The sequence below is a fragment of the Streptomyces sp. CA-251247 genome, assembly GCF_050952975.1.
GTDB classification, from domain to species: domain Bacteria; phylum Actinomycetota; class Actinomycetes; order Streptomycetales; family Streptomycetaceae; genus Streptomyces; species Streptomyces achmelvichensis.
The window spans coordinates 5,332,227-5,354,392 of sequence record NZ_CP191861.1 but is presented as its reverse complement, the minus strand read 5'-3'; the positions used below and the strand labels follow the sequence as shown (position 1 = coordinate 5,354,392).

Here is a 22,166-nt window from a genome sequence, read left to right as displayed (position 1 = left end):
CGGCCTTACCGGCGGTGGTGGTCAGCGCCGTACCATCATCGGTATGGCTACGGAAGACGCGGTGCTTGAGGCACTGGCGACGGTGAACGACCCCGAGATCAACCGACCGATCACCGAACTGGGCATGGTCAAATCAGTCGGGATCGAGGCGGACGGCGCGGTCGCGGTCACGGTGTACCTCACCGTCTCCGGCTGCCCGATGCGCGAGACGATCACCAACAACGTGACGGAGGCGGTCGCCCGCCTCGACGGTGTCACCCGCGTCGACGTCACGCTGGATGTGATGAGCGACGAGCAGCGGCGCGATCTCGCGTCGTCGCTGCGCGGCGGTACGGCCGAGCGTGAGGTGCCGTTCGCCCAGCCCGGCTCGCTGACCAGGGTGTACGCGGTCGCCTCCGGCAAGGGCGGGGTCGGCAAGTCCTCCGTGACGGTGAACCTGGCGGCCGCGATGGCCGCCGACGGCCTGAAGGTCGGTGTCGTGGACGCCGACATCTACGGTCACTCGGTGCCCCGGATGCTGGGCGCCGACGGCCGTCCCACCCAGGTCGAGAACATGATCATGCCGCCGTCCGCGAACGGCGTGAAGGTCATCTCGATCGGCATGTTCACCCCGGGCAACGCCCCGGTGGTGTGGCGCGGCCCGATGCTGCACCGCGCGCTCCAGCAGTTCCTCGCCGACGTGTACTGGGGCGACCTGGACGTCCTGCTGCTCGACCTGCCCCCGGGCACCGGCGACATCGCGATCTCGGTGGCGCAGCTGGTGCCGAACGCGGAGATCCTTGTCGTGACGACCCCCCAGCAGGCCGCGGCCGAGGTCGCCGAGCGGGCCGGCTCGATCGCCGTCCAGACCCATCAGAAGATCGTCGGCGTCGTCGAGAACATGTCGGGCCTGCCGTGCCCGCACTGCGACGAGATGGTCGACGTCTTCGGCAGCGGCGGCGGCCAGCGGGTCGCCGAGGGCCTGACGAAGACCACGGGCGCGACCGTGCCGGTGCTGGGTTCCATCCCGATCGACGTACGCCTGCGTGAGGGCGGCGACGAGGGCAAGCCCGTCGTGCTCACCGACCCCGACTCCCCCGCGGGCTCCGCCCTGCGCGCGATCGCGGGCAAGCTGGGCGGCCGCCAGCGTGGTCTGTCGGGCATGTCGCTGGGAATCACCCCGCGGAACAAGTTCTGAGCGGTCCGGCGCCGGGTGGTCCCGCAGCGGGCCCACCCCCCGCGGGAGGCGCTGAGCCCCGTGGTCCCGCGTCCGGACGGGCTTGATCGTCAAGCCCGTCCGGTGCCGTCAGGACGGGATGTACGAGGCCAGGTCCTCGACCGCCGAGAAGCCGAGACCGTAGGCGCTCATCCCGCGCCCGTACGCGCCGATGTGCACCCCTGTCCGGGTGGAACCGGCCAGCACCCAGCCGAACTCCGACTCGCGGTAGTGGAAGGGCGTCGGCTCACCGTCGACCGGCAGCGAGAGCGTGGACCAGGCCGGTCCGCTCATGTCGTCGGCCAGCACGAAGGCGGTCTCCGTCTGCTGGTCCAGCCAGTCGTCACGCAGCGAGTGGTCCAGCTGGGCGGGCCAGGTGTGGGCCAGCAGTCCCGAGCCGGCCAGCCAGGCCGCGGAGGAAACCGTGGTGGCGTCCAGGACGCCCGTACCGTCACCGCTGCGGCGTACGGGGCTCGCCGCGACGGTGATGACCACCGCGAAGCGTTCCTTCTCCGTACCGGCCGCCTCCGAGCGTATCGACGGCTCGTCGCCGTGTCCCATCGCGCCGTGCTGGACCGTGCCGTCAGCGGCCGCGCCGACCTGCATCAGCCGACGCGGGCCCGTGAAGGCCTCGTCCAGTCCGTACCAGGGGAACGGCGCCTTCAGATATCCGTCGACCGCGCGCTGGGCCGCGGCACCCGCCTTGCCCTCCGGTGCCGTCGTACGTTGCGCACCGGGAGCGGGTGAATCGCTGACCGTGCTCTGAGCCGCTGGTCGACTTGTCGTCTCCATCTACCCGGCCGCCTCCTCTGTGTCCGAGGTCCGGAGCGGACCCGCCCCCCTCGGGCGTCCTCGCGTCCTGACAGATGGAGAGAATAGCCACCCTGTCCCGGCTCGCAGGGATTGACGGTACTCAGGTGGCGTCTGCGTCGAAGGGCGGTCGCTCGTCCTGATCGACCTTTTCGCTCTTCTTCAGCAGGTCGGGAGTACCGGAGGAGGCCCCCGTGGAGCCGTCGGCGTGGGAGACCGCGGCCGGCACGGAACGGTCCGCGTCGGAGCCGTTCACCGCGTCCGCGACGTCGTTCATCTCTTTCTTGAGATCGAAGGAGCTGCGGAGCTCCTTGAGCTCCTTCAGGTCCTCGTTCTCGTTCAGCTGCTTGCGGATGAACGTCTTGGGGTTGAGGTCCTCGAATTCGAAGTCCTTGAACTCCGGCCCCAGTTCGGTGCGGATGTCCTCCTTGGCGCTCTCGGAGAACTCGCGGATCTTGCGGATGAAGCGGGTGACGTCCTGAATGACCTTGGGCAGCTTGTCGGGTCCGAAGACGAGCACGGCGAGCACGATGATCGTGACCAGCTCCAGTGCGCCTATGTCATTGAACACCCTGCTGCTCCTCGTGTTCTCTGTGGCCCGCAGATCGGATGAGTGCCGGGCCCGAACCACGGTACCCGGCGGAACTTCCGTGCGTCACGCGCCGTCGGCGGAGCCGAGGGTCAGTGTCATCGTCCGTTCCTTCCCGGCACGGACCACGGTCAGCTCCAGACGGTCGCCCGGGCGGTGGGAACGGATCTTGACGATCAGCTCCTCGCCGCTGTGCACACGCTGGCCGTCGACCTTGGTGATCACGTCACCGGCCTTGATACCGGCCTTGGCCGCGGGACCGCCGGCCGAGACCGACCCGGAACCGTCCTTGCCCTTCTCGCCCACGCGCGCGCCGTCGCCCGTGTACTTCATGTCGAGGCTCACGCCGATCACCGGGTGGGTGGCCTTGCCGGTGTTGATCAACTCCTCGGCGACACGCTTGCCCTGATTGATCGGGATGGCGAAGCCGAGGCCGATCGAACCGGCCTGGCCGCCCTCCGCGCCCGCCGTGTCGGCGGCGCGGATCGCGCTGTTGATGCCGATGACACGGGCCTTGGTGTCCACCAGCGGACCACCGGAGTTGCCCGGGTTTATGGGGGCGTCGGTCTGGAGGGCGTCGACATAGCTGACGTCGCTGCCGTCGCCCTTCTCCCCGCCCGCGGTGATCGGCCGTTCCTTGGCGCTGATGATGCCGGAGGTGACCGTGTTCTGGAGGTCGAAGGGGGCACCGATGGCCACGACCGGGTCGCCGACCTGGACGCTGTCGGAGTTGCCGAGCGGCAGGGGCTTGAGCCCGGAGACACCCGCGACCTTGACGACGGCGAGGTCGTAGCCGCTGTCCTTGCCGACGAGGGTCGCCTTGGCCGTCTCGCCCCCGCTGAACGTGACGGAGATCTCACCGGCGGCGCCCGCCGGGTCGACGACATGGTTGTTGGTGAGGATGTGGCCCTGCTCGTCCAGGACGAAGCCGGTGCCGGTGCCCTGTTCGCCGCCGCCGCTCACATGGAGGGTGACGACACTGGGCAGGGCGCTGGAGGCGATACCGGCCACGCTGTCGGGCGCACGGTCGCCGTTGTCCCGGGGGGCCTGCTGCAACTCGACCTGGGTGATGCCGCCGTTGCGCTCGATGTACGCGCCGATCCCGCCGCCTATGCCGCCTGCGAGCAGCGCGACGACGAGGGCTCCCACCAGCAGCGAAGCACGACGGCTGCGCTTCTTGGGGGGCTCACCGGGGTGGGTGAGCGGGGCGGCGCCGGGGGCGCTCCACGGGTCGTACTGGAGCCACAACGAGGGCTGCTGGTGCGCGCCCTGGGCCTGTGCCTGCGGGTGGTGCGCGCCGTGCGGCTGCGGCTGGTGCGGCGACTGCGGGTGGTGCGCGCTGTGCGGATCGGGCTGTGCGTGCGGGTGCGGGTGGTGAGCACCCGGGGCCTGCGGCTGCGCATCGGGCTGGGTGTGCGGGTGCGGGTGGTGAGCACCCGGGGCCTGCGGCTGCGCATCGGGCTGGGCGTGCGGAGGCGCTGGGGGCGGCGCCTGCTGGTGCGCCGGCGGGGCGAAGGCACCACCCTCGGTGGCCTGTCCCGGGCCCTGCGGTGCCGCGTACTGCGGAGGTACGGGCGTGCCCTGCGCGGGAGTCGGCGCAGGCCGCTGGACGGGCGGGGCGGGCGCCCAGGGGCCCGGCCCGCCGTACGGCGGCGTGCTGTAGACGTCCGGCTCGTGCAGCGGCTGCGGACGCTGCTGCTCGGGCACCGTTGCGGTGACGGGATCGGCAACCGGTGCGGTCACGGGCTCGGCGACCGGAGCGACGACGGGCTCGGCAACCGGTCCGGCGACGGGCTCGGGCACTTCGGCGCCGACGGGCTCGGCTGCTGTCGGCGACTGCGCGCCCGCCGCGGATGCCGCGACCGGCACCGGCGCGAGCTGCTGCGTCTCGGATTCGCCATGAGCGGCACGTCCCGCACTGGGCCGGCTCCACCACTTCGCCTTGGGTCCGGTGGGCTTCCCGTCGTCCATGCTCTCCCCGCAAACTGCCGACCACGGTGGCACCCCTGTGCGGTACCCCTCGGAAGATTCAACCAGGTTTGCGAATCCGCGCGCAGTGCCCGGTCAGCGCCGGGGCGTCAGAGACTGCGCGGGCTGTGTGGGGGCAATGAGGTGCGTGGGAGCCGGTGTTGCGCTCGCCTGGATGCCGGGGGCGGACGCGAGTTGGAAGGCCGAGCCCGTCGGACGTATCAACGACGGTGCTGTGAACAGGGAGTTCACCACGGCCGGAACGGCGAGGGCGGGGTCCGGAGCAGCCGTCGCGGCCCCCGTGACGGGAGCCGAGAGGCCGATGGGACGGTCCTCGGACCTGGCCAGGCCGTTGCCCCCGGCGCGGCGGCGTTCGTACTCCGTACTCCTGACGGATCCGGGCGCGGACGTCGACGAGGTGCCGCCGCCCGTCGTGCCGGAGCCGGCAGAGGCACGCAGCGGCGTGACGGTGTTCCCGGCGCCGCCTCCCCTGGGGTTCGCCTGGACGGAGGAGTCCAGCGGCAGCGAGCCGCCGAGGGCGATCGCGGCGAAGGAGACCGCGCTCGCCGCCGCGAACGCGAACCTGCGGCCGCGCCAAGGAGAGCGCTCGGCTTCCTGACGTCCTACTTCATGGATACGGAAACCGCTCGATCCTCCGGGGAGGACCGCGGCATGCGCGCCCCCGGGGACGTATCCGAACGTCTCCGAGCGGGGGTCGCCGGTTCTACCCGCGGACGGACTCAGCGCTCCGAACACGGCTTCGGTCATGCGCCCGCCGCCGAACGGGCCGTCCCTGCCGTCGTCACCGTCGGAGGGTCCGGCGGGCAGGCCTTGGAGCCGCGCCAGCAGCCCCTCGGAGGGCGGCGGTGGTGCGGTGTGGGCGAAGACGTCCTTCAGCCGGCGCTGGGCGTCGGCTTCGGCCTTGCACTTGGGGCAGGTCGCCAGATGGGCGAGCACACGGTCCCGGGCGTCGTGTTTCAGCTCACCGTCGACAAGCGCGGCGAGCCGGTCCCCCAGGTGCTGCTCGGCAGGGGTCGGGCTTGAGCCACTCACGCCGTTCCGACCTCCCCTGCCAGACCGACCGCCGCCGTCAGCGTCCGCTGTTCGGCACGGGCCTCGGGGGAACGGTGCTGAAGAGCCTTGCGCAGATGCGAGCGTCCGCGGTGGATCCGGCTGCGGACCGTGCCGAGCTTGACGCCCAGGGTCGCGGCGATCTCCTCGTAGGACAGACCCTCGATGTCGCACAGGACCACGGCGGCACGGAACTCGGGCGCGAGGGTGTCCAGCGCCTGCTGGACGTCGGCGTCGAAGTGCGTGTCGTTGAAGACCTGCTGCGGGGACGGCTCACGGCTGGGCAGCCGCTCGGCCGCGTCGTCACCGAGCGCGTCGAAGCGGATGCGCTGCTTCCTGCGGACCATGTCCAGGAAGAGGTTCGTGGTGATGCGGTGCAGCCAGCCCTCGAAGGTGCCCGGCGTGTACGTCGACAGCGAGCGGAAGACACGGACGAAGACCTCCTGCGTGAGGTCCTCGGCGTCGTGCTGGTTGCCCGTGAGGCGGTACGCGAGACGGTAGACGCGACCGCTGTGCGTGCTGACGATCTCCTCCCAGGTGGGAGGCGTCCACGCCTGCGATTCCGCATCCGATGCGAAGGTCGCTGTAGTTGCGGAGTCGGCTGTGCGAGAACGGTCAGCAATGTCGGTCACGGATCTCGGCTCACCCGGTGACCTGAGGAAGCGCTTCAGCACTCCTCTCCGATCCGCAGGTGCAGCCGCACCTCCCCTGTCGGCTCTGGTGGTGTCCAGCGGAGCCCCTACCATAGCCACCTCGCCCGTTAGCTCCGGATAAGAATCTTTACGCGAATTTGGGTGCTGCTTCCGACCCTGGTCCATGTACTCCCCCCGCCTTCACAACGTCCGGTCCCATCAGCGGGTTCCCGGGCGCAACGGATACAGTCAGCGTCGCGCCAACTACGGGGACAGGAGAGGGTCATCACCGCCAACCGGCAGACGAGCTGGGCGTTCGCCGACGCCTTTGTCGCCGAGGACGAAGCGCTGCGCTGGGCCCGTGACCGGTCCCGGGAGTCAGGGCTCGCCTCGGTGTCGCCAGGCACCGGCGCAGCGCTGCGCCTGCTCGCTGCCACCGCCGACGCGAAGGCGGTCGCGGAGATCGGCACGGGGACGGGCGTCTCCGGGATCTACCTGCTCCAGGGCATGCGGCAGGACGGCGTCCTGACCACCGTCGACCCCGAGCCGGACCGGCAGCAGTTCGCGAAGCAGGCCTTCCGCGCGGCGGGCTTCGCGGGCAACCGCGCCCGCTTCATCCCCGGCCGTGCCCTCGACGTCCTCCCCCGCCTCGCGGACGGCGGCTACGACCTCGTGTTCTGCGACGGCGACCGTATGGAGTCGCTGGACTGTCTCGCTGAATCGTTGCGCCTGCTCCGACCTGGGGGTCTTGTGTGCTTCGAAGGGGTCTTCGCGGACGGCCGCACGGTCGACTCCGCGGCCCAGCCGGCGGAGGTGCTGCGCCTGCGCGAGCTCCTGCGCGCGGTCCGGGAGAGCCAGGAGCTGCTCCCGTCCCTGCTGCCGGTGGGCGACGGTCTGCTCTGCGCGGTCCGCCGGGGCTGACCCCGCCCGACCGCGGCGCCCGACCCCGCAGCACCGTCCCGCGCCCAACCCTCGCGATGCCCGATCCGCGAGTCCCGTTCCGATGCCCGTTCCGATGCCCGATCCGCGGTTCCCGATCCCGACGTCCCCGGGCCCGTCGACGGCCCGACCGGATCACGCCCACTCGCGCCGTTCCGGAAACCACACTGCCCCGGCACCAAGCGTGCCGGGGCAGTGAAAAGTGTGGGGCTTCCGCGTCAGCCGACGACCTTCTTCAGGGCGTCGCCGAGAGCATCGGCTTCGTCCGGTGTCAGCTCGACAACAAGCCGACCGCCGCCTTCGAGCGGAACGCGCATGACGATGCCCCGCCCCTCCTTGGTCACCTCGAGCGGGCCGTCGCCCGTCCGCGGCTTCATGGCCGCCATGCTCGTTCCCCTTCCTGAAACCAGCTCATCGGCCGACAACCCAGGTGTCACCGGCATCGAACACAGTGCTTCCAGGTCATTATCCCGCATGGCGGGACCCGATGACCAACATCAGTCGGCATCGCTTAGGCAACGCGCTCGCGCAAAACCACTCAATTCGGCGATCCGCCTGCGATACTTCGCCGCCCTCCGCGCCGAAGCCGCTCGAGATTGCCGGAAGATTGTTAGACGCAGGTCACATGCCCACCCACCGCGATCTCCGCCATGCTGGCCCTGGACACCACCGCTGAGCCGTAAAGGGGACCTGCCATGGCCGACTCCGTGCTGTACGAGGTGAGCGACGGACTCGCGACGATCACGATCAACCGGCCCGAGGCCATGAACGCGATGAACACCGAGGCGAAAGTCGCTCTGCGGGACTCGGCCGAGGCAGCCGCCGCCGATCCTGCCGTACGGGCGGTTCTGCTGACGGCGACCGGGCGCGCGTTCTGCGTGGGCCAGGACCTCAAGGAGCACATCTCGCTGCTCGCCGAGGACAAGGCCTCGGGCAGCGGCCACACCATGAACACGGTGCGGGAGCACTACAACCCCGTCGTGCGCGCGCTGACCGAAATGCCGAAGCCCGTCGTCGCGGGGATCAACGGCGTGGCCGCCGGGGCGGGCCTCGGCTTCGCGCTCGCCGCGGACTACCGGGTCGTCGCCGACACCGCCTCCTTCACGACCTCGTTCGCCGGGGTGGCGCTGACCGCGGACTCCGGCGTCTCCTGGACGCTGCCGCGGCTGATCGGCCAGAGCCGGGCCGCCGACCTGCTGCTCTTCCCTCGGTCCTTCTCCGCGCAGGAGGCGTACGAGCTGGGCATCGCGAACAAGCTGGTCCCGGCCGACCAGCTGGCCGCGGAGGCCGCGGCGGTGGCCCGCGCGCTGGCCGACGGGCCGACCGTGGCGTACGCCGCGATCAAGGAGTCGCTCGCCTACGGCGCCGGGCACACGCTCGACGAGACGCTGGAGAAGGAGGACGAACTCCAGACGCTGGCGGGCGCGTCGGAGGACCACACCATCGCGGTGCAGGCCTTCGTCGCGAAGGAGAAGCCGAAGTACCTGGGCCGTTAGGGCCTCTCGTCAGGTGGCCCGGCCGCCCGGGGCGGCGCCCCTGGCCATGCAGTCGGCCAGGTGGTCGTCGACCAGGCCGCACGCCTGCATCAGGGCGTAGGCCGTCGTGGGTCCGATGAAACGCAGGCCCTGCTTCTTGAGGGCCTTGGCGAGCGCCGTGGACTCGTCGGTGACGGCAGGGACGTCGGCGACGGTCCGTGGCGCCGGCCGGGAAGCCGGGTCGGGTGCGTACGACCAGATGAGCGCGTCCAGCTCGCCGGCCGGCCGGCCGGCGAGCACCCGGGCGTTGGCGAGGGTCGCCTCGATCTTGGCGCGGTTGCGGATGATTCCCTCGTCCGCGAGCAGGCGCTCCTTGTCGGCCTCGGTGTACTTCGCGACCGCCGCGATCCCGAAGTCGTCGAAGGCCCGGCGGAAACCCTCACGCCGGCGCAGGATCGTGATCCAGGACAGTCCGGACTGGAAGGCCTCCAGGCACAGCCGCTCGAAGAGCGCGTCGTCGCCGTGGACCGGCCGGCCCCACTCCTCGTCGTGGTACCTGACGTAGTCCTCGGTGGACAGTCCCCAGGGGCAGCGCAGCCGTCCGTCGGGCCCCGCCACCGCCCCGCCGGTCACTGCTCGGAGTCCTCGTCGGGCTTGCCGAACCGGTCCCCGGGCTCGGCGAAGCGGTCTCCTCGCCGGAAGCGGTCGCCGGGCTTCGCGAAGGGGTCGCCGGGTCCTGTGAACAGGTCCGCCGTGCCCACCGCGGTCGCCTGCGCACCGGCCAGCGCGGACTCCAGCTCGGCGATACGGGCGTCGCGCTCGGCGAGCTCCGCCCCGAGGCGGCCCAGCACGTCGTCCACGTCCGCCATCCGGTAGCCGCGGACGCCCACCGGCAGCCGCAGCGCCTCCACGTCCGCGCGGCCGACGGGCCGGGACTCGGGAAGAGGGTCGACCAGCTGCTCGGGCGCGGCCTCGGGCAGCGCCGCGCTGTCGCCGCCGCCGACCACGGCGAGCGTGACCGCGGCGACCACCACGACCATCGCGATCAGCAAGAACAAGAACACGGGCGAACCCTCTCCACCGAACGGAATCTGTCCGCTGCTGATCGTGCCACGACCGTCCGACAGTTAGGGTCGCAGGCGGACGAACCGAGGAGGAAACAGCTGATGCTGCGGCTGGGCCAGCGCGAATTCGACGCGCACGAGCCGGTGATCATGGCGATCGTGAACCGTACGCCCGACTCCTTCTACGACCAGGGCGCGACGTTCCGCGACGAACCCGCGCTCGCCCGGGTCGAGCAGGCGGTGGCCGAAGGGGCCGCGATCATCGACATCGGCGGGGTGAAGGCCGGGCCCGGCGCCGAGGTCACCGCCGAGGAGGAGGCGCGGCGGACGGTCGGTTTCGTGGCCGAGGTGCGCAAGCGGTTCCCGGACGTGGTGATCAGCGTCGACACCTGGCGGCACGACGTCGGCGAGGCCGTCTGCGAGGCGGGAGCGGATCTGCTGAACGACGCGTGGGGCGGGGTCGACCCCAAGCTGGCCGAGGTCGCCGCACGGTACGGCGCCGGTCTGGTGTGCACGCACGCGGGCGGCGCCGAGCCGCGTACGCGCCCGCACCGGATCGCGTACGACGACGTCGTCGCGGACATCCTGCGGGTGACGCTGTCACTGGCGGAGCGGGCCGTGGAGCTGGGCGTACGGCGCGACGCGATCATGATCGACCCCGGACACGACTTCGGGAAGAACACGCGCCATTCGCTGGAGGCGACACGACGGCTCGGCGAGATGGTGGAGACGGGCTGGCCGGTGCTGGTCTCCCTGTCCAACAAGGACTTCGTCGGGGAGACGCTGGACCGCCCGGTCAAGGAGCGGGTGATCGGGACGCTGGCGACGACCGCCGTGTCGGCGTGGCTGGGGGCGCAGGTCTACCGGGTCCACGAGGTGGCGGAGACCCGCCAGGTGCTGGACATGGTGGCCACGATCGCGGGCCACCGGGCGCCGGCAGTTGCCCGCCGGGGCCTGGCCTAGGGACACGACACAGGGCCTGGAGGTCCGAGCCTCGGTCGCCGGACGGTCCGTCCGGCGACCGAGGTCCGAGAGGGCCGTGCCGAGGTCCTGTCCGGGCGATCTTCGAGGATCAGCCTGCGGCGTCGGATGCGGGACATCGCACGGCGGTGGGGGCACCCCCGCCGGAGGCTGGGGGAGATCGTCCTCGTACTGGGCGTACTCGGGCGACTCCGACAACACAGCGAGGTGCCGTAGCTGTCGTCACAGGCCCGACAAGATCGCCCGGACAGGGCCTAGTGGCCCGTCTCCTTCGTCACCAGGGACACGGCCTCCTCCACGTCGTCCGTCACGTGGAACAGCACCAGGTCCTTCTCCGACGCCTTCCCCTGCGCCACGACCGTGTGGCGGAGCCAGTCCACCAGGCCGCTCCAGTACTCCGTGCCGAAGAGCACGATCGGGAAGCGGGTCACCTTGCCCGTCTGAACGAGGGTCAGCGCCTCGAACAGTTCGTCCAGCGTGCCCAGGCCGCCCGGCAGGACCACGAAGCCCGAGGCGTACTTCACGAACATCGTCTTGCGGACGAAGAAGTAGCGGAAGTTCACGCCGATGTCGACGTGCGGGTTGAGGCCCTGCTCGTAGGGGAGCTCGATACCGAGGCCCACCGAGATGCCCTTGGCCTCCCGGGCGCCGCGGTTCGCCGCCTCCATCGCCCCCGGGCCGCCGCCCGTGATCACCGCGAAACCGGCCTCGACCAGTGCCTTCCCGATCCGGATGCCCGCCTCGTACTCGGGTGTGCCGGGCGCCGTGCGGGCGGAGCCGAAGACGCTGATCGCGCTGGGCAGTTCGGCGAGCGCGCCGAAGCCCTCCACGAACTCCGACTGGATGCGCATGACCCGCCAGGGATCGGTGTGCACCCACTGGGAGTCGCCCTCGGTGTCCAGCAGCCGCTGGTCGGTGGTGCCGGGCTGCACCTGGTCCCTGCGGCGCAGCACCGGCCCCAGTCGCTGCTCCTCCAGCGCCTGCAAACCCTCGGGGTTGCCCATGACCTGCTCCCTCCGCCGAACATCGTTGCTTTGGGTCAGGGTAGGTCGGAGAACGTTACGAAATGTGAAATCCCGGCGGTCAGGAGGTGAGCCAGTCACGCAGCCGCTGCTCGCAGTGCACGATCTTCTCCACCTCGACGTGCTCGTCGCGCTTGTGCGCGTAGAGCGGGTCGCCCGGTCCGTAATTGACCGCCGGGATGCCGAGCGCGCTGAAACGGGACACGTCGGTCCATCCGAACTTCGGGCGCGCGCTCCCTCCGACGGCCTCCATGAACGCCGCGGCGGCCGGGTGGGAGAGCCCGGGCAGCGCACCGCCGGTGTGGTCGTCCACCACGAACTCCGCGACACCGCAGTCGGCGAAGACCTCGCGGACGTGGGCCACGGCCTCCTCCTCGCTGCGGTCCGGCGCGTACCGGTAGTTGACGACGACCGTGCACGCGTCCGGGATGACGTTGGTGGCGACGCCGCCCTCGATCCCCACCGCGTTGAGGCCCTCGTGGTACTCGAGCCCGTCGATCACCGGCCGGCGCGGCTCGTACGCGGCGAGGCGGGCCAGGATCGGCGCCGCCGCGTGGATGGCGTTGGACCCCATCCAGCTGCGCGCTGAGTGGGCCCGCTCCCCCGTCGTACGGAGGTGGACCCGCAGGGTGCCCTGGCAGCCGCCCTCGACCTCGCCGTACGACGGCTCCAGCAGGATGGCGAAGTCGCCCCGCAGCCACTCGGGGTGGGCCTCGGCCACATGTCCCAGACCGTTGAGGTGGGCGGCGACCTCTTCGTTGTCGTAGAAGACGAAGGTGAGATCGCGGTTGGGCTCGGGGACGGTCGCGGCCATCCGCAGCTGGAGCGCCACACCCGACTTCATGTCGCTGGTGCCGCAGCCCCAGAGGATGCCGTTGTCGTCGAGCCGTGAGGGCACGTTGTCGGCGATCGGGACCGTGTCGATGTGACCGGCGAGGACGACCCGCTCGGTGTGCCCGAGGTTCGTGCGCGCCACCACGTTGTTGCCGTGCCGGTCGACCGTGAGGTGCGGGAAGGCGCGCAGTGCCTGCTCGATGGCGTCCGCGAGGGGCTTCTCCTCACCGCTGACGGAGCGGAAATCGACCAGTGCGGCGGTCAGCGCCGGGGCATCAAGAGTGAGGTCAAGCACGGTTTCAGGCATGCCTCCGACCCTAGCGCGGGCTCCAGTACGGTGGGCACGTGCCCGAGACCGCCTCCCCCCTCCGGCGCGGCCGCCTCCTGCGATTCGCGGCCGCGTTCGCCGTGCTGCTGGCACTGGCCGGTTATGTCGCCGTGCAGTACGTGTCCGGCGGGGGCACCCCCCGCTGCACCGTGCGCGCCGCCTCGGGCTCGGACGGTCCGAGCTATGAACTCACCACCGAGCAGGCCGCGAACGCCGCGACCATCTCCGCCGTGGGCACCACCCGCGGCATGCCGGAGCGCGCGGTCACCATCGCGCTCGCGACCGCACTTCAGGAGTCGGGGCTGCGCAACATCGAGCACGGCGACCGTGACTCGCTCGGCCTGTTCCAGCAGCGTCCGTCCAAGGGATGGGGCACGACGGCCCAGATCCTCGACCCGGTGTACTCGTCGGGGAAGTTCTACGCCCACCTCGCGGAGATCCCCGGCTACTCGCGCCTTCCGCTGACCGTCGCCGCGCAGCGCGTGCAGCGCAGCGGTTTCCCGCAGGCGTACGCCAAGCACGAGCCGGACGCCACACTGCTGGCCGCCGCACTGACCGGGCGCACGAGCGGCGCGCTGACGTGCGATCCGGGGCAGTCCACGGGGGCCGGCGACCCGGCCGAGGTGCGCGCCGAACTGGTGCGCGCGTTCGGGCCCGGCGTCACGCCGAAGTCCCCTGCCGGTGCGGGGGCCCCGGGCGCGGGCGAGGTGTCCGTACCGGTGGCGTCCACGGTCGCCGCGGACGGCGGCGGGGCGTCCCGCCAGGGCTGGGAGCTGGCGCACTGGGCGGTGGCGCGGGCGGACGGCCTGCGGATCGAGGAAGTCTCGTACGGCGGCAAGGTGTGGAGCGCGAAGGAGTCCGGCAGGGGCTGGCATGCGGCCGCGGCGTCCAAGGACTCCGCCGGCGCGGACACCGCCGGTGCGGCGGGGAATTCGCGCCAGGAATCCGGCGCGGATTCGGGCCCGGGTGAAGTTCGAATTCGCATCGCACGCTGATACGAGCGCTCCCCCGGAAGGGGCACGCCCGGCTGCTCACACCAGGGTGTGACCCGGGCGTTTGCACTCACCATCACCCTTGCGAGAAATCCCTTGCGGCCACAGCGAAGTGACGGTTCGGCGACCCCTTGCGCAATGGAATGTTTGCCCGTCTTTATCCGGGACCGATAATGCGACGCATTACCAACTCTTTACCTTCGCGTACCGCAACTTCCCCCTCCCCCCGAACGGTTGTCACTGCGTCCGAGGGCCGGAAGCGGCGCCGGACAGGCACCAACCACACCGTCCTTCTCGTCTCAAGGAGCATCATGTCCCTCCCCCTGACCCGTCGGATCGCCCGTGCCGCGCTGCTCATCGCGGCGGGTGCAGCCCCCGTGGTCGGTGCGGCCGGCTCCGCAAGCGCCGTGGACCTTCCGCAGGCTCCGGTCGGCAGCCTGACCGCTCTCGACGCCGAGGGCGTCACCGGCACCCTCGACGGTGCCACCCAGAAGTCCACCGAGGTGGCCGGCCAGACCGGTGGCTCCGCCGTGAAGAAGGCCGTTCCGGCGGCGGGCAAGACCGTCGGCAAGGCCGGCAAGACGGCGACCCCGGTCGCGCAGAAGGCCGCCGGTGACGCCGCGGGCAGCGCGGGTGACGTCCTCGGTGAGACGGCCGGCGGAGCCACCGAGTCCCTGGGCGGCGGCGGCCTGCCGACCGACGCGCTCGCCGGTGGCGGCCTGCCCACCGACCAGCTGCCGGTGAAGGACCTGCCGCTCGGCTGATCACCGCGGCACGACGCACGGCCGAACGACGGAGGGGCCCCGGGAGCACGAACTCCCGGGGCCCCTCCGCGCTGTGTCGGAGTCAGCCGAGACGCTTGACCGCGGCCGCCACGCGCTCGTCCGTGGCCGTGAGCGCCACCCGGACGAACCGCTCGCCGGCCGGCCCGTAGAAGTCACCGGGCGCGACCAGAATGCCGAGGTCCGCCAGGTGCGCGACCGTGTCCCAGCACGCCTCGTCGCGCGTCGCCCACAGGTAGAGGCTGGCCTCGCTGTGCTCGATGCGGAAGCCGTGGGCCTCCAGCGCCGCCCGCAGCGCGGTGCGCCGGGCGGCGTAGCGGGCCCGCTGCTCCGAGACGTGCGTGTCGTCGCCGAGGGCGGCGATCGTCGCGGCCTGCACCGGCGCCGGTGTCATCATCCCGCCGTGCTTGCGGATCTGGAGCAGCTCACCGAGCACCGCGTCGTCACCGGCGATGAACGCGGCACGGTATCCCGCCAGGTTCGAGCGCTTGGAGAGCGAGTGCACCGCGACGACACCCTCGTAGGTCCCGCCGCAGACGTCCGGGTGCAGCACCGATACCGGCTCGGCCTCCCAGCCCAGCTCCAGGTAGCACTCGTCGCTGAAGACCAGGACGCCGTGCTCGCGCGCCCAGGCGACGATGCGGACCAGTTCGTCCTTGGCGAGGACCCGCCCGGTCGGATTGGACGGCGAGTTGAGCCAGAGGAGCCGCAGTCCCTGCGGGTCGAGCTCGGTGGGGTCGTCGTACTCGACGGGCGTGGCCCCGCACAGCCGGGCGCCGACCTCGTAGGTCGGGTAGGCCAGTCGGGGGTACGCGACCTTGTCGCCGGCGCCGAGACCGAGCTGGGTCGGCAGCCAGGCCACGAGCTCCTTGGAGCCGACGACCGGCAGGACGTTGGTGTGCGCGACGTCCACGGCGCCGAGCCGGCGCTCCACCCAGCCGGTGAGCGCGTCCCGCAGCTCCGGCGTGCCCCAGACCGTGGGATAGCCCGGCGAGTCGGAGGCCTCCACAAGGGCCTTCTGGATCAGTTCCGGCACGGAGTCGACCGGGGTGCCGACCGAGAGGTCCACGATGCCGTCCGGGTGGGCCGCGGCCGTCGTCTTGTACGGCTCGAGCTTGTCCCAGGGGAAGGTCGGAAGGCGCGAAGAGACTGCGGACACGAGGGCTTCTCTTTCTCGTTCGTGGGGCCGGCGGCCGGGTGGGGACAAACGCCTCGGTCCCGTACGGACGACGACCGTACGGGACCGGGGACGGCGACAGCTGCCGAGCCGGCTGCTACTGGTTCTGCGGCGGCAGGGCGGCGATGAAGGGGTGGTCACGCTCGATCAGGCCGAGCTTGGAGGCACCACCGGGCGAACCGAGCTCGTCGAAGAACTCGACGTTCGCCTTGTAGTAGTCCTTCCACTCTTCCGGAGTGTCGTCCTCGTAGAAGATCGCCTCGACGGGGCAGACCGGCTCACAAGCACCGCAGTCGACGCATTCGTCGGGGTGGATGTACAAGGACCGGGAACCCTCGTAGATGCAGTCGACGGGGCACTCCTCGATGCACGCCTTGTCCTTGACGTCGACACAAGGCTGCGCGATGACGTAGGTCACGCTGTCGTTCCTCCTCGGTAGGGCTGGCATTGCGCGGGAGCGCGGCGTCGTCGATGCCCGCCCCTAGTATCTCCGTTCCTGGGCACGATCCGAACAGGAGGGGCTGGCAGAGCTGTGGAAATCACCGGCGGCGGACGCCTCGAAGTCCGTATTACACCCGCTGACGTGGGCAAACGAGTGTCTGTCCGGCGTCTCGCGGAGGCAACCCCGGGGGGCGAGAAGTTCACCGACACGGTTGGTGTTCTCACATCATGGGACGCGGGTGTGCTGCTGATCACACGGCGGACCGGCGAGAGTGTCCGTATCCCGGAATCCTCGCTGGTCGCAGGCAGGGTGGTGCCCGCGGCGCCGGCCCGCCGACGCGGTCCGGCGGCGGACTTCGAGGAGCTCGCCCGGGTGACGGCGCGGGCGTGGCAGCCGGTGGAGCGCGAACGGCTCGGCGACTGGGAGCTGCGGGCCGCGTCCGGCTTCACCCGGCGGGCCAACTCGGTGCTGCCGCTCGGCGACCCCGGCCTGCCGCTCGACGACGCGCTGGACCGGGTGCGTGCCTGGTACGAGGAGCGGGGACTGCCCGCGTACGTCCAGACGGCGACCGGTGCGGCCGGGACGCAGGAGCAGCTGGGCGCCCAGCTGGCGGCGCGCGGCTGGGCGCGCGAGGTGTCGGCGGACCTGCGGATCGGCGCGCTGGCACCGATCGCCGACCTCGACGCGGACGTCGAACGGGTCGGGCTGGCGCGCTCCTTCGACGAGTCCTGGCTCCAGCGCTACCACCGGACCGGTGTGCCCGGCAGTCATGTGCTGAAGGTCCTGGGAAGCGGCCCGTCCGTGTGGTTCGCCTCCGTGGGCAGCGAGGGCACGGTGCCGGCGGCGATCGGACGGTGTGTGGTCGACGGACGCTGGGCGGGCTTCATGGCGGTGGAGGTGGATCCCGCCTACCGGCGCCAGGGACTCGCGACGGCGGTGATGACCTCCCTCGCGCGGCGTGCGCTGGAGGAGGGCGCCTCCGCCGCGTGGCTCCAGGTGGAGGAGGACAACGCGGGGGCGGGAGCGCTGTACGAGGGCATGGGATTCACGACCCTGTACCGCTATCACCACTTCCGATCGGCCTAGACGGGTACGACTGGCGTATGCACGACGATCCCTGGCGGCGGCGGTTCACGGACGAGGCCCGCTCCGAGCGGCCCGATCTCGCCCTGCTGTGTCTGCTGATCGGCACAGAGGCGGACCCCGGCCTGGACGAGGCCGGCCTGGACGCGGCCCAGATCGAACTGGACCGTCTCGCCGGCCTGCTTCCCTACGGCGCGAAGAGCCCCCGTGCCTGGGCGGCCGCGCTGGCCGCCCTGCTCGGCGGACGCTGCGACTTCCGCGGGTCTCCCGGCGACTACCAGCGGCTCGAGTCCTCCCTGCTGCACGAGGTGCTCCGGCGCCGCCGCGGTCTGCCGATCCTGCTGTCGGTGGTGTGGATCGAGGTGGCACGGCGTGCGGGCGCGCCGGTGTACGGGGTCGCCCTGCCCGGCCACTTCGTCGTCGGCTTCGGTGAGCCGGGCGAACAGGTCCTGGCCGACCCGTTCGCCGGCGGGCGGCTGCTGACCGGGTCCGACGCCGAGCTGCTGGTCGCGGGGGCGACAGGCGCACCGCTGGACGCCTCCATGCTGACTCCGGCGAGCCCGCTCGACGTGGTGCTGCGGATCCTCAACAACATCCGCGCCTGGGCGGCGGCCCGCCCGGAACAGTCGTCGGTCGCCCTGTGGGCCGTGGAGCTCTCCCTGCTGCTGCCCTCGCACCCCGCACGGCTGCGCTACGACCGGGCCCAGCTGCTCGTGCAGCGCGGCGAGTTCATGACGGGGGCGGCGGAGCTGGACGCGTACGCGGACGTCGTCGCGACGGTCGAGCCGGCGACGGCGGAGGCGATCCGGGGACGGGCGCGGGCGGCGCGGGCGCGGCTGAACTGAGGCTCGCTCCTGCGACCTACGGCCGGTGACGACGCCGGGTGTACGCGCCTGTGCGGCTGCGGGACCGCCCGTTTCCCCTTGTCGGCACCCAGCACCCGGCGGCCGGCACCCGGGCGCGGAGGCCGGCAGCCTGACGCGGACATCGACAAAGCCCCCGTACCGGTGGGTCGGGGGCTTTGTCGGTGACGGCCGCGGTCCGTCGTCAGCTCGGGTCGAGTGCGATCTCGGTGGTCCGCTCGGCCGGGGTGGTGCCCCGCAGCGCGGTGCCCATCGCCTGGGCCACGTCGTCGGCGTTGAGCTGGTGCTTCTTGCCGTCGCCCTTGGTGATCAGCACGCCGTCGAAGACGCCGTCGAGCAGCTCGTCGATCGCCTTCTTGTCGTAGACCTCCACGAGCTTCCCGTCGATCGCCTTCATCGACAGGATCTTCGGCAGCGACCGCGCGGGGCCGAACTGGATCTGCTTGCCGCCTGCCTTGATGGTGATCAGGCCGGACATCGCGGGCTCCGCGAAGTCCTTCATCGCCCGGTTGATCTCGGCCTGGGTGATGGTCGGCTGGCGGGCGGCGACGGGCAGTTCCACGAGGTTCGGCCGGCCCGTCTCGACCTGGGCGCGGTACGCGTCCTTGACCGAGATCATGGAACGGCCGACGTCCAGAGCCTGGCCCGCCTTCCCCGGTACCGGGACGACCTTGTCCGGCTCGAACCTGATCGTGCCCTCGGTCGCCGAGCCGGACACGCCGGCCAGGTCCGTGAGCGCGACGCCCAACTTCTCCTCGTCGACGAGGATCACCGGCTCGGCGACACGCTCGCCGCCGAGGAGGGAACCGATCACCGACACCGGGTTGTAGTCGCTGCCTGCCGCATTGCGCACGGTGGCCTGGCTGTCGAGGGAGAGCCCGGCCTTGTCCGGCGCGAGCTGCTCCTTCTTGCCGCCGACCGAGAGCTGAAGCGGTGACGCCGCGCGCTTGCCGAGGGCCGCCTCCAGCTTGTTGACGCCCTGCTCCGTTGAGCCGCCGCCGATGTCGACGCCGAGCACCGTGGTGCTCTTGGGCACCTCGGAGTGGTTCATCAGCAGTCCGGCGCCGTAGGCGACGCCGAGCAGACCGACCACACCGGCGCCCGCGAGCACCAGCTTCGACCGGCCCTTCTTGGCGGGCTTGGCCGCGGCGGGCCTGGGCTGGGCGGGCCGGGGTGCCGCGTCCGCTCCGGGGGTGGGCACGACGGGACCGGCGGGACCGCCGCCCGGCCCCGCGGGGAACTCGGGTGCGGAGAACTCCCCGGTCTCGTGCGGTACGGGGATCGGAGGCGCGAGCGGATTCGGCCCGGGGCCCACGCCGCCCGCACCCAGCGGTGGGAAGGGCGAGCGGTGGTCGCCGGGAACGACCGGGATGCCACTGGTGAGGGTGTCGCCGGAGACATGGCCGCCGGGACCGGGCGCGGGGTTGCCGAGCGGATCACCGACAGGGTTCTGCGGGGTGAGCACGGCGGTGTCGTCGGACATCCGGGGACCACCGGGCCCGCCCGGACCACCAGGCCCGCCGATGCCCGGGCCGGGAACACCGGGACCGTGAGGACCGCCGGCGCCGGGACCGCCCGGAACACCACCGCCGGCGCCGGGAGCGCCCTGGTTGCCGCCGGGGCGCGGACGGACCGGCATGCTGCCCTTGACCGGACCACCGGTCGGTCCGGCGGGCGGGCGTGCCCCGGGCGGGGGCGTGCCGCCGCCGGGAGCGAAGCCGTTGGAACCGCCGGACGGCGGGCTGTCCGTGCTCGCCGCCAGATCGCTGAGCGCGCTGCGCGGCTGACCGGCCTGCGGGGACTCGGAGAAGTACGGGAGGCCGCTGCCGTTGGTGCCGCCGCCGGAGGGCCCGGGGCCCGCTGTGCCGGCACCGGGCGTCCCGCCCGTGGCGGGCGGAGACGGAGCGGGGACCGCGGTCTTGCGCGGAGCGAACCAGTCGCTCGTCGGCGCCTTCTCGTCGGCCTGCGGGTCCGCCGCGGGAGCGGGAGCCTGAGCTGCCTCGGGCCGCGGTGTGCTGCCCGTGCGCTCGCTCTCCTTCTCGGCCGCCGCAGCCGTCGCGGAGGCACGCGTGGAGGCATCGACGTCGCTCATCGGCGTACGCATCACGACCGGCGGAATCGGCCGCGAGCCCGGGATGTTGATCCGGATGCGGGTCGTCAGCGTGGTCTCGGTCCTCGGCTCGTCCGACTGCGCCTCGGGGGCCCGGTCGGCCGACGCCTCGGCCGGAGCGTCCTGCTGGGGATGCAGCGACGGATACTGGCGCGATCCGTACGGCGGTGTCCCGGAGGGATACGCGGCTCCACCGCGCCCCTGGGGGCCGGCGGACGAACTGTCAGTTTCACGACTCAAAGCAGGTTCTCCCGGTTGGCTCCGCCGCCCGTTTCTTACTGGATAGCTACTGCTGTGGGCGGCTCGGCGGCGCGCACCACCATACTGGCCGCCGCGGACACACGCCCCGTGACTGTGGAAAGCATCATTCCGCAGACCGTGCGCGCACGGTCGGTCCTGCGGCCTGCCACCCTCCGCGGCGACCCACCCTAGGGGTCCGCAGAACCGGCTGCTGGCCGGGGGTGCCGAGCGTCCTTTATCTGCCAAGTCGGCCGGTAGTGCCGCCCGGTTGCACGGGCTGCGACATCGTGGCACACATCACAGCCGCCGCCAGGCCGCCGAGCATGTAGACGAGCGGCCCGATCCCCGCGGAGAACATCCCGTCGCCCTCCGGCCGTCCGATGCTCAGCAGCACGATGGCGACCAGCCAGCCGGCGGCCGGTGCGATCGCGCCGAGCTGGGTGCCCGTGGCCCGCAGAGCGCCGTAGAACAGGCCGGCCGAGCCGGCCAGCGACAGCAGCAACCCGCCCGGGAACCAAGCCCCTTGGACCAGCGAACCCGCCGCGCCGACGACGGCGCCGAGGACGGCGAGACCGAGGTACGCGGCGATGCGTCCGGGCTTCACCGGCCCGGTGAACCAGAGGCGTGGCGTGTGGTCCTGGCTCATGTGCTCACTCCCGCGAAGAGGTCGTGCTCGCGCTCGCCGGCCGGCGCGCCCGATGTGCCCTGCACCAACTGGTAGTACTCGGTGGCGAAGATCGGTTGTCCCAGATCGTTGGAGAGTGCGAAGAAGGGGCCGTCCACGGCGATTTGGGTGGCATGGGCGCGCATGGCCGCCGCTTTCCGTTCCGCGTGGGCCGTGCCGTCGATCTCCGTGGTGATCTCGGAATCGTCGACCACGCCCGGAATGTCGTCGATCTCGGCGATGCCGGGGAAGTCCGTTCCGCTCGCGGCGCGGAGGCGGGCGAAGCCTTCCTCGGCGACGGACCGCGGCACCCGGTTCCAGTAGATCTTGGAGATGGTGTGCGCGTCGCCGAGGTCGCCCCGGAAGGCCCGCTCGCCGGCGAGTTCGGCGGCGCGCATGGCGACGCGGTGGGCCTGGATGTGGTCGGGGTGCCCGTAACCCCCGTTCGGGTCATAGGTCACGAGGACCTGGGGGCGCACCGAACGGATGATGTCGACGAGGTACGAAGCCGCGTCGTCGACGGGCGTGTTCCAGAAGGCGCCTTCGCGGCGGTTCTGCGGGACGCCCATCATCCCGGAGTCCCGGAAGCGGCCGGGGCCGCCGAGGAAGCGGTGGTCGAGGACACCGAGCTCCTTCATCGCCGCGGCCAGCTCGCCGATGCGGTGGGTGCCGAGACGGTCCTCGCGGTCGGGTGCGAGGTGGGCGAGGTCGGCCGGAATGACCTCGCCTTCTTCCCCGAGGGTGCAGGTCACCAGGGTGACCTGGGCGCCGGCGGCCGCGTACAGGGCCATCGTCGCGCCGTTGTTGATCGACTCGTCGTCCGGGTGCGCGTGCACCAGGAGAAGACGACGGGCGGGAAGATCCTTCATACGGGACAGACTACGAGGCCGGATGCGGCCCCGCGG

The 22,166-nt window shown here is 71.6% G+C and carries 23 protein-coding genes; 8 read left to right on the top strand and 15 right to left on the bottom strand.

From position 1 onward, the window contains the following. The first annotated feature begins 43 nt into the window (after positions 1–43). Positions 44–1,177: an Mrp/NBP35 family ATP-binding protein gene (locus ACQPWZ_RS23855; RefSeq protein WP_340475200.1), complete on the top strand. Its 1,134-nt coding sequence runs from the start codon at positions 44–46 to the stop codon at positions 1,175–1,177. A 108-nt stretch (positions 1,178–1,285) separates the two neighbouring features. Here ACQPWZ_RS23855 and ACQPWZ_RS23850 read toward each other — a convergent pair whose 3' ends face one another. The 5 genes from ACQPWZ_RS23850 to sigE form a co-directional block, all read right to left on the bottom strand. Further along, positions 1,286–1,987, bottom strand: coding sequence for a hypothetical protein (locus ACQPWZ_RS23850; protein ID WP_433572336.1), 702 nt, complete (start codon positions 1,985–1,987; stop codon positions 1,286–1,288). A 121-nt stretch (positions 1,988–2,108) separates the two neighbouring features. Continuing rightward, the gene (locus ACQPWZ_RS23845) at positions 2,109–2,576 is read right to left on the bottom strand and encodes a sec-independent translocase (RefSeq protein ID WP_340475197.1); all 468 of its coding nucleotides are present in this window, start codon (positions 2,574–2,576) and stop codon (positions 2,109–2,111) included. A gap of 84 nt (positions 2,577–2,660) precedes the next feature. Then, the gene (locus tag ACQPWZ_RS23840) at positions 2,661–4,565 is read right to left on the bottom strand and encodes a trypsin-like peptidase domain-containing protein (RefSeq protein ID WP_433572335.1); all 1,905 of its coding nucleotides are present in this window, start codon (positions 4,563–4,565) and stop codon (positions 2,661–2,663) included. Between the two features lie 93 nt (positions 4,566–4,658). Beyond that, entirely contained in the window at positions 4,659–5,615 is a 957-nt protein-coding gene (locus ACQPWZ_RS23835) for an anti-sigma factor family protein (RefSeq protein WP_433572334.1), read from the bottom strand. Further along, on the bottom strand, positions 5,612–6,379 hold the full coding sequence (gene sigE / locus ACQPWZ_RS23830) for an RNA polymerase sigma factor SigE (RefSeq protein ID WP_327680591.1): 768 nt from the start codon (positions 6,377–6,379) through the stop codon (positions 5,612–5,614). The genes ACQPWZ_RS23835 and sigE overlap by 4 nt, the downstream gene beginning before the upstream one ends. A gap of 129 nt (positions 6,380–6,508) precedes the next feature. Here sigE and ACQPWZ_RS23825 point away from each other — a divergent pair, with 129 nt between their 5' ends. Continuing rightward, on the top strand, positions 6,509–7,186 hold the full coding sequence (locus tag ACQPWZ_RS23825) for an O-methyltransferase (protein WP_356705822.1): 678 nt from the start codon (positions 6,509–6,511) through the stop codon (positions 7,184–7,186). A 236-nt stretch (positions 7,187–7,422) separates the two neighbouring features. On the opposite strand, the gene ACQPWZ_RS23820 is transcribed toward ACQPWZ_RS23825, so the two are convergent. Next, a complete protein-coding gene (locus ACQPWZ_RS23820) occupies positions 7,423–7,590 on the bottom strand; it encodes a DUF3117 domain-containing protein (RefSeq protein WP_003966491.1) in 168 nt (55 codons plus the stop codon). Positions 7,591–7,899: 309 nt separating this feature from the next. Between ACQPWZ_RS23820 and ACQPWZ_RS23815 the strand changes: the two genes are divergently transcribed. Further along, positions 7,900–8,700, top strand: a complete 801-nt coding sequence (locus ACQPWZ_RS23815; protein WP_433572333.1) for an enoyl-CoA hydratase/isomerase family protein — start codon at positions 7,900–7,902, stop codon at positions 8,698–8,700. A gap of 9 nt (positions 8,701–8,709) precedes the next feature. Here the strand turns inward: ACQPWZ_RS23815 and ACQPWZ_RS23810 are convergent, their stop codons facing one another. Together ACQPWZ_RS23810 and ACQPWZ_RS23805 are read right to left on the bottom strand one after the other, a co-directional pair. After that, positions 8,710–9,312 carry a DNA-3-methyladenine glycosylase I gene (locus tag ACQPWZ_RS23810; RefSeq protein ID WP_433572332.1) on the bottom strand — a complete coding sequence of 201 codons (603 nt, stop codon included), beginning with the start codon at positions 9,310–9,312 and terminating at the stop codon, positions 8,710–8,712. Then, positions 9,309–9,743, bottom strand: a complete 435-nt coding sequence (locus tag ACQPWZ_RS23805) for a hypothetical protein (RefSeq protein WP_340475191.1) — start codon at positions 9,741–9,743, stop codon at positions 9,309–9,311. Before ACQPWZ_RS23805 ends, ACQPWZ_RS23810 begins: the two co-directional genes overlap by 4 nt. A 102-nt stretch (positions 9,744–9,845) precedes the next feature. Here ACQPWZ_RS23805 and folP point away from each other — a divergent pair, with 102 nt between their 5' ends. Further along, positions 9,846–10,706: a dihydropteroate synthase gene (gene folP, locus ACQPWZ_RS23800; protein ID WP_356705805.1), complete on the top strand. Its 861-nt coding sequence runs from the start codon at positions 9,846–9,848 to the stop codon at positions 10,704–10,706. 272 nt (positions 10,707–10,978) lie between these two features. Here folP and ACQPWZ_RS23795 read toward each other — a convergent pair whose 3' ends face one another. Both ACQPWZ_RS23795 and dapE read right to left on the bottom strand, forming a co-directional pair. Beyond that, positions 10,979–11,728 (bottom strand): TIGR00730 family Rossman fold protein, encoded by a 750-nt coding sequence (locus ACQPWZ_RS23795; protein ID WP_352210328.1) that lies wholly within the window; start codon positions 11,726–11,728, stop codon positions 10,979–10,981. Between the two features lie 79 nt (positions 11,729–11,807). Next, positions 11,808–12,887, bottom strand: a complete 1,080-nt coding sequence (gene dapE / locus ACQPWZ_RS23790; protein WP_433572331.1) for a succinyl-diaminopimelate desuccinylase — start codon at positions 12,885–12,887, stop codon at positions 11,808–11,810. A gap of 38 nt (positions 12,888–12,925) precedes the next feature. On the opposite strand from dapE, the gene ACQPWZ_RS23785 reads away from it, so the two are divergent. Both ACQPWZ_RS23785 and ACQPWZ_RS23780 read left to right on the top strand, forming a co-directional pair. Continuing rightward, a complete protein-coding gene (locus ACQPWZ_RS23785; protein WP_433572330.1) occupies positions 12,926–13,903 on the top strand; it encodes a hypothetical protein in 978 nt (325 codons plus the stop codon). A 308-nt stretch (positions 13,904–14,211) separates the two neighbouring features. Next, positions 14,212–14,664, top strand: a complete 453-nt coding sequence (locus tag ACQPWZ_RS23780) for an ATP-binding protein (RefSeq protein ID WP_356705808.1) — start codon at positions 14,212–14,214, stop codon at positions 14,662–14,664. An 82-nt stretch (positions 14,665–14,746) separates the two neighbouring features. On the opposite strand, the gene ACQPWZ_RS23775 is transcribed toward ACQPWZ_RS23780, so the two are convergent. Both ACQPWZ_RS23775 and fdxA read right to left on the bottom strand, forming a co-directional pair. Beyond that, positions 14,747–15,841 carry a bifunctional succinyldiaminopimelate transaminase/glutamate-prephenate aminotransferase gene (locus ACQPWZ_RS23775; protein WP_383242117.1) on the bottom strand — a complete coding sequence of 365 codons (1,095 nt, stop codon included), beginning with the start codon at positions 15,839–15,841 and terminating at the stop codon, positions 14,747–14,749. Between the two features lie 115 nt (positions 15,842–15,956). Continuing rightward, the gene (gene fdxA / locus ACQPWZ_RS23770; RefSeq protein ID WP_018089397.1) at positions 15,957–16,277 is read right to left on the bottom strand and encodes a ferredoxin; all 321 of its coding nucleotides are present in this window, start codon (positions 16,275–16,277) and stop codon (positions 15,957–15,959) included. Positions 16,278–16,391: 114 nt separating this feature from the next. Between fdxA and ACQPWZ_RS23765 the strand changes: the two genes are divergently transcribed. Further along, the gene (locus ACQPWZ_RS23765; RefSeq protein ID WP_340475179.1) at positions 16,392–17,387 is read left to right on the top strand and encodes a GNAT family N-acetyltransferase; all 996 of its coding nucleotides are present in this window, start codon (positions 16,392–16,394) and stop codon (positions 17,385–17,387) included. 17 nt (positions 17,388–17,404) lie between these two features. After that, on the top strand, positions 17,405–18,229 hold the full coding sequence (locus ACQPWZ_RS23760; RefSeq protein WP_383242124.1) for a tetratricopeptide repeat protein: 825 nt from the start codon (positions 17,405–17,407) through the stop codon (positions 18,227–18,229). Between the two features lie 202 nt (positions 18,230–18,431). Here ACQPWZ_RS23760 and ACQPWZ_RS23755 read toward each other — a convergent pair whose 3' ends face one another. From ACQPWZ_RS23755 to mshB, 3 genes are all read right to left on the bottom strand, one after another. Then, positions 18,432–20,597 carry a hypothetical protein gene (locus ACQPWZ_RS23755; protein ID WP_433572329.1) on the bottom strand — a complete coding sequence of 722 codons (2,166 nt, stop codon included), beginning with the start codon at positions 20,595–20,597 and terminating at the stop codon, positions 18,432–18,434. 235 nt (positions 20,598–20,832) lie between these two features. Next, on the bottom strand, positions 20,833–21,243 hold the full coding sequence (locus ACQPWZ_RS23750) for a DUF6113 family protein (protein WP_433572328.1): 411 nt from the start codon (positions 21,241–21,243) through the stop codon (positions 20,833–20,835). Beyond that, positions 21,240–22,130, bottom strand: a complete 891-nt coding sequence (gene mshB, locus ACQPWZ_RS23745; RefSeq protein WP_340475174.1) for an N-acetyl-1-D-myo-inositol-2-amino-2-deoxy-alpha-D-glucopyranoside deacetylase — start codon at positions 22,128–22,130, stop codon at positions 21,240–21,242. Before mshB ends, ACQPWZ_RS23750 begins: the two co-directional genes overlap by 4 nt. Between the last annotated feature and the right edge of the window lie 36 nt (positions 22,131–22,166).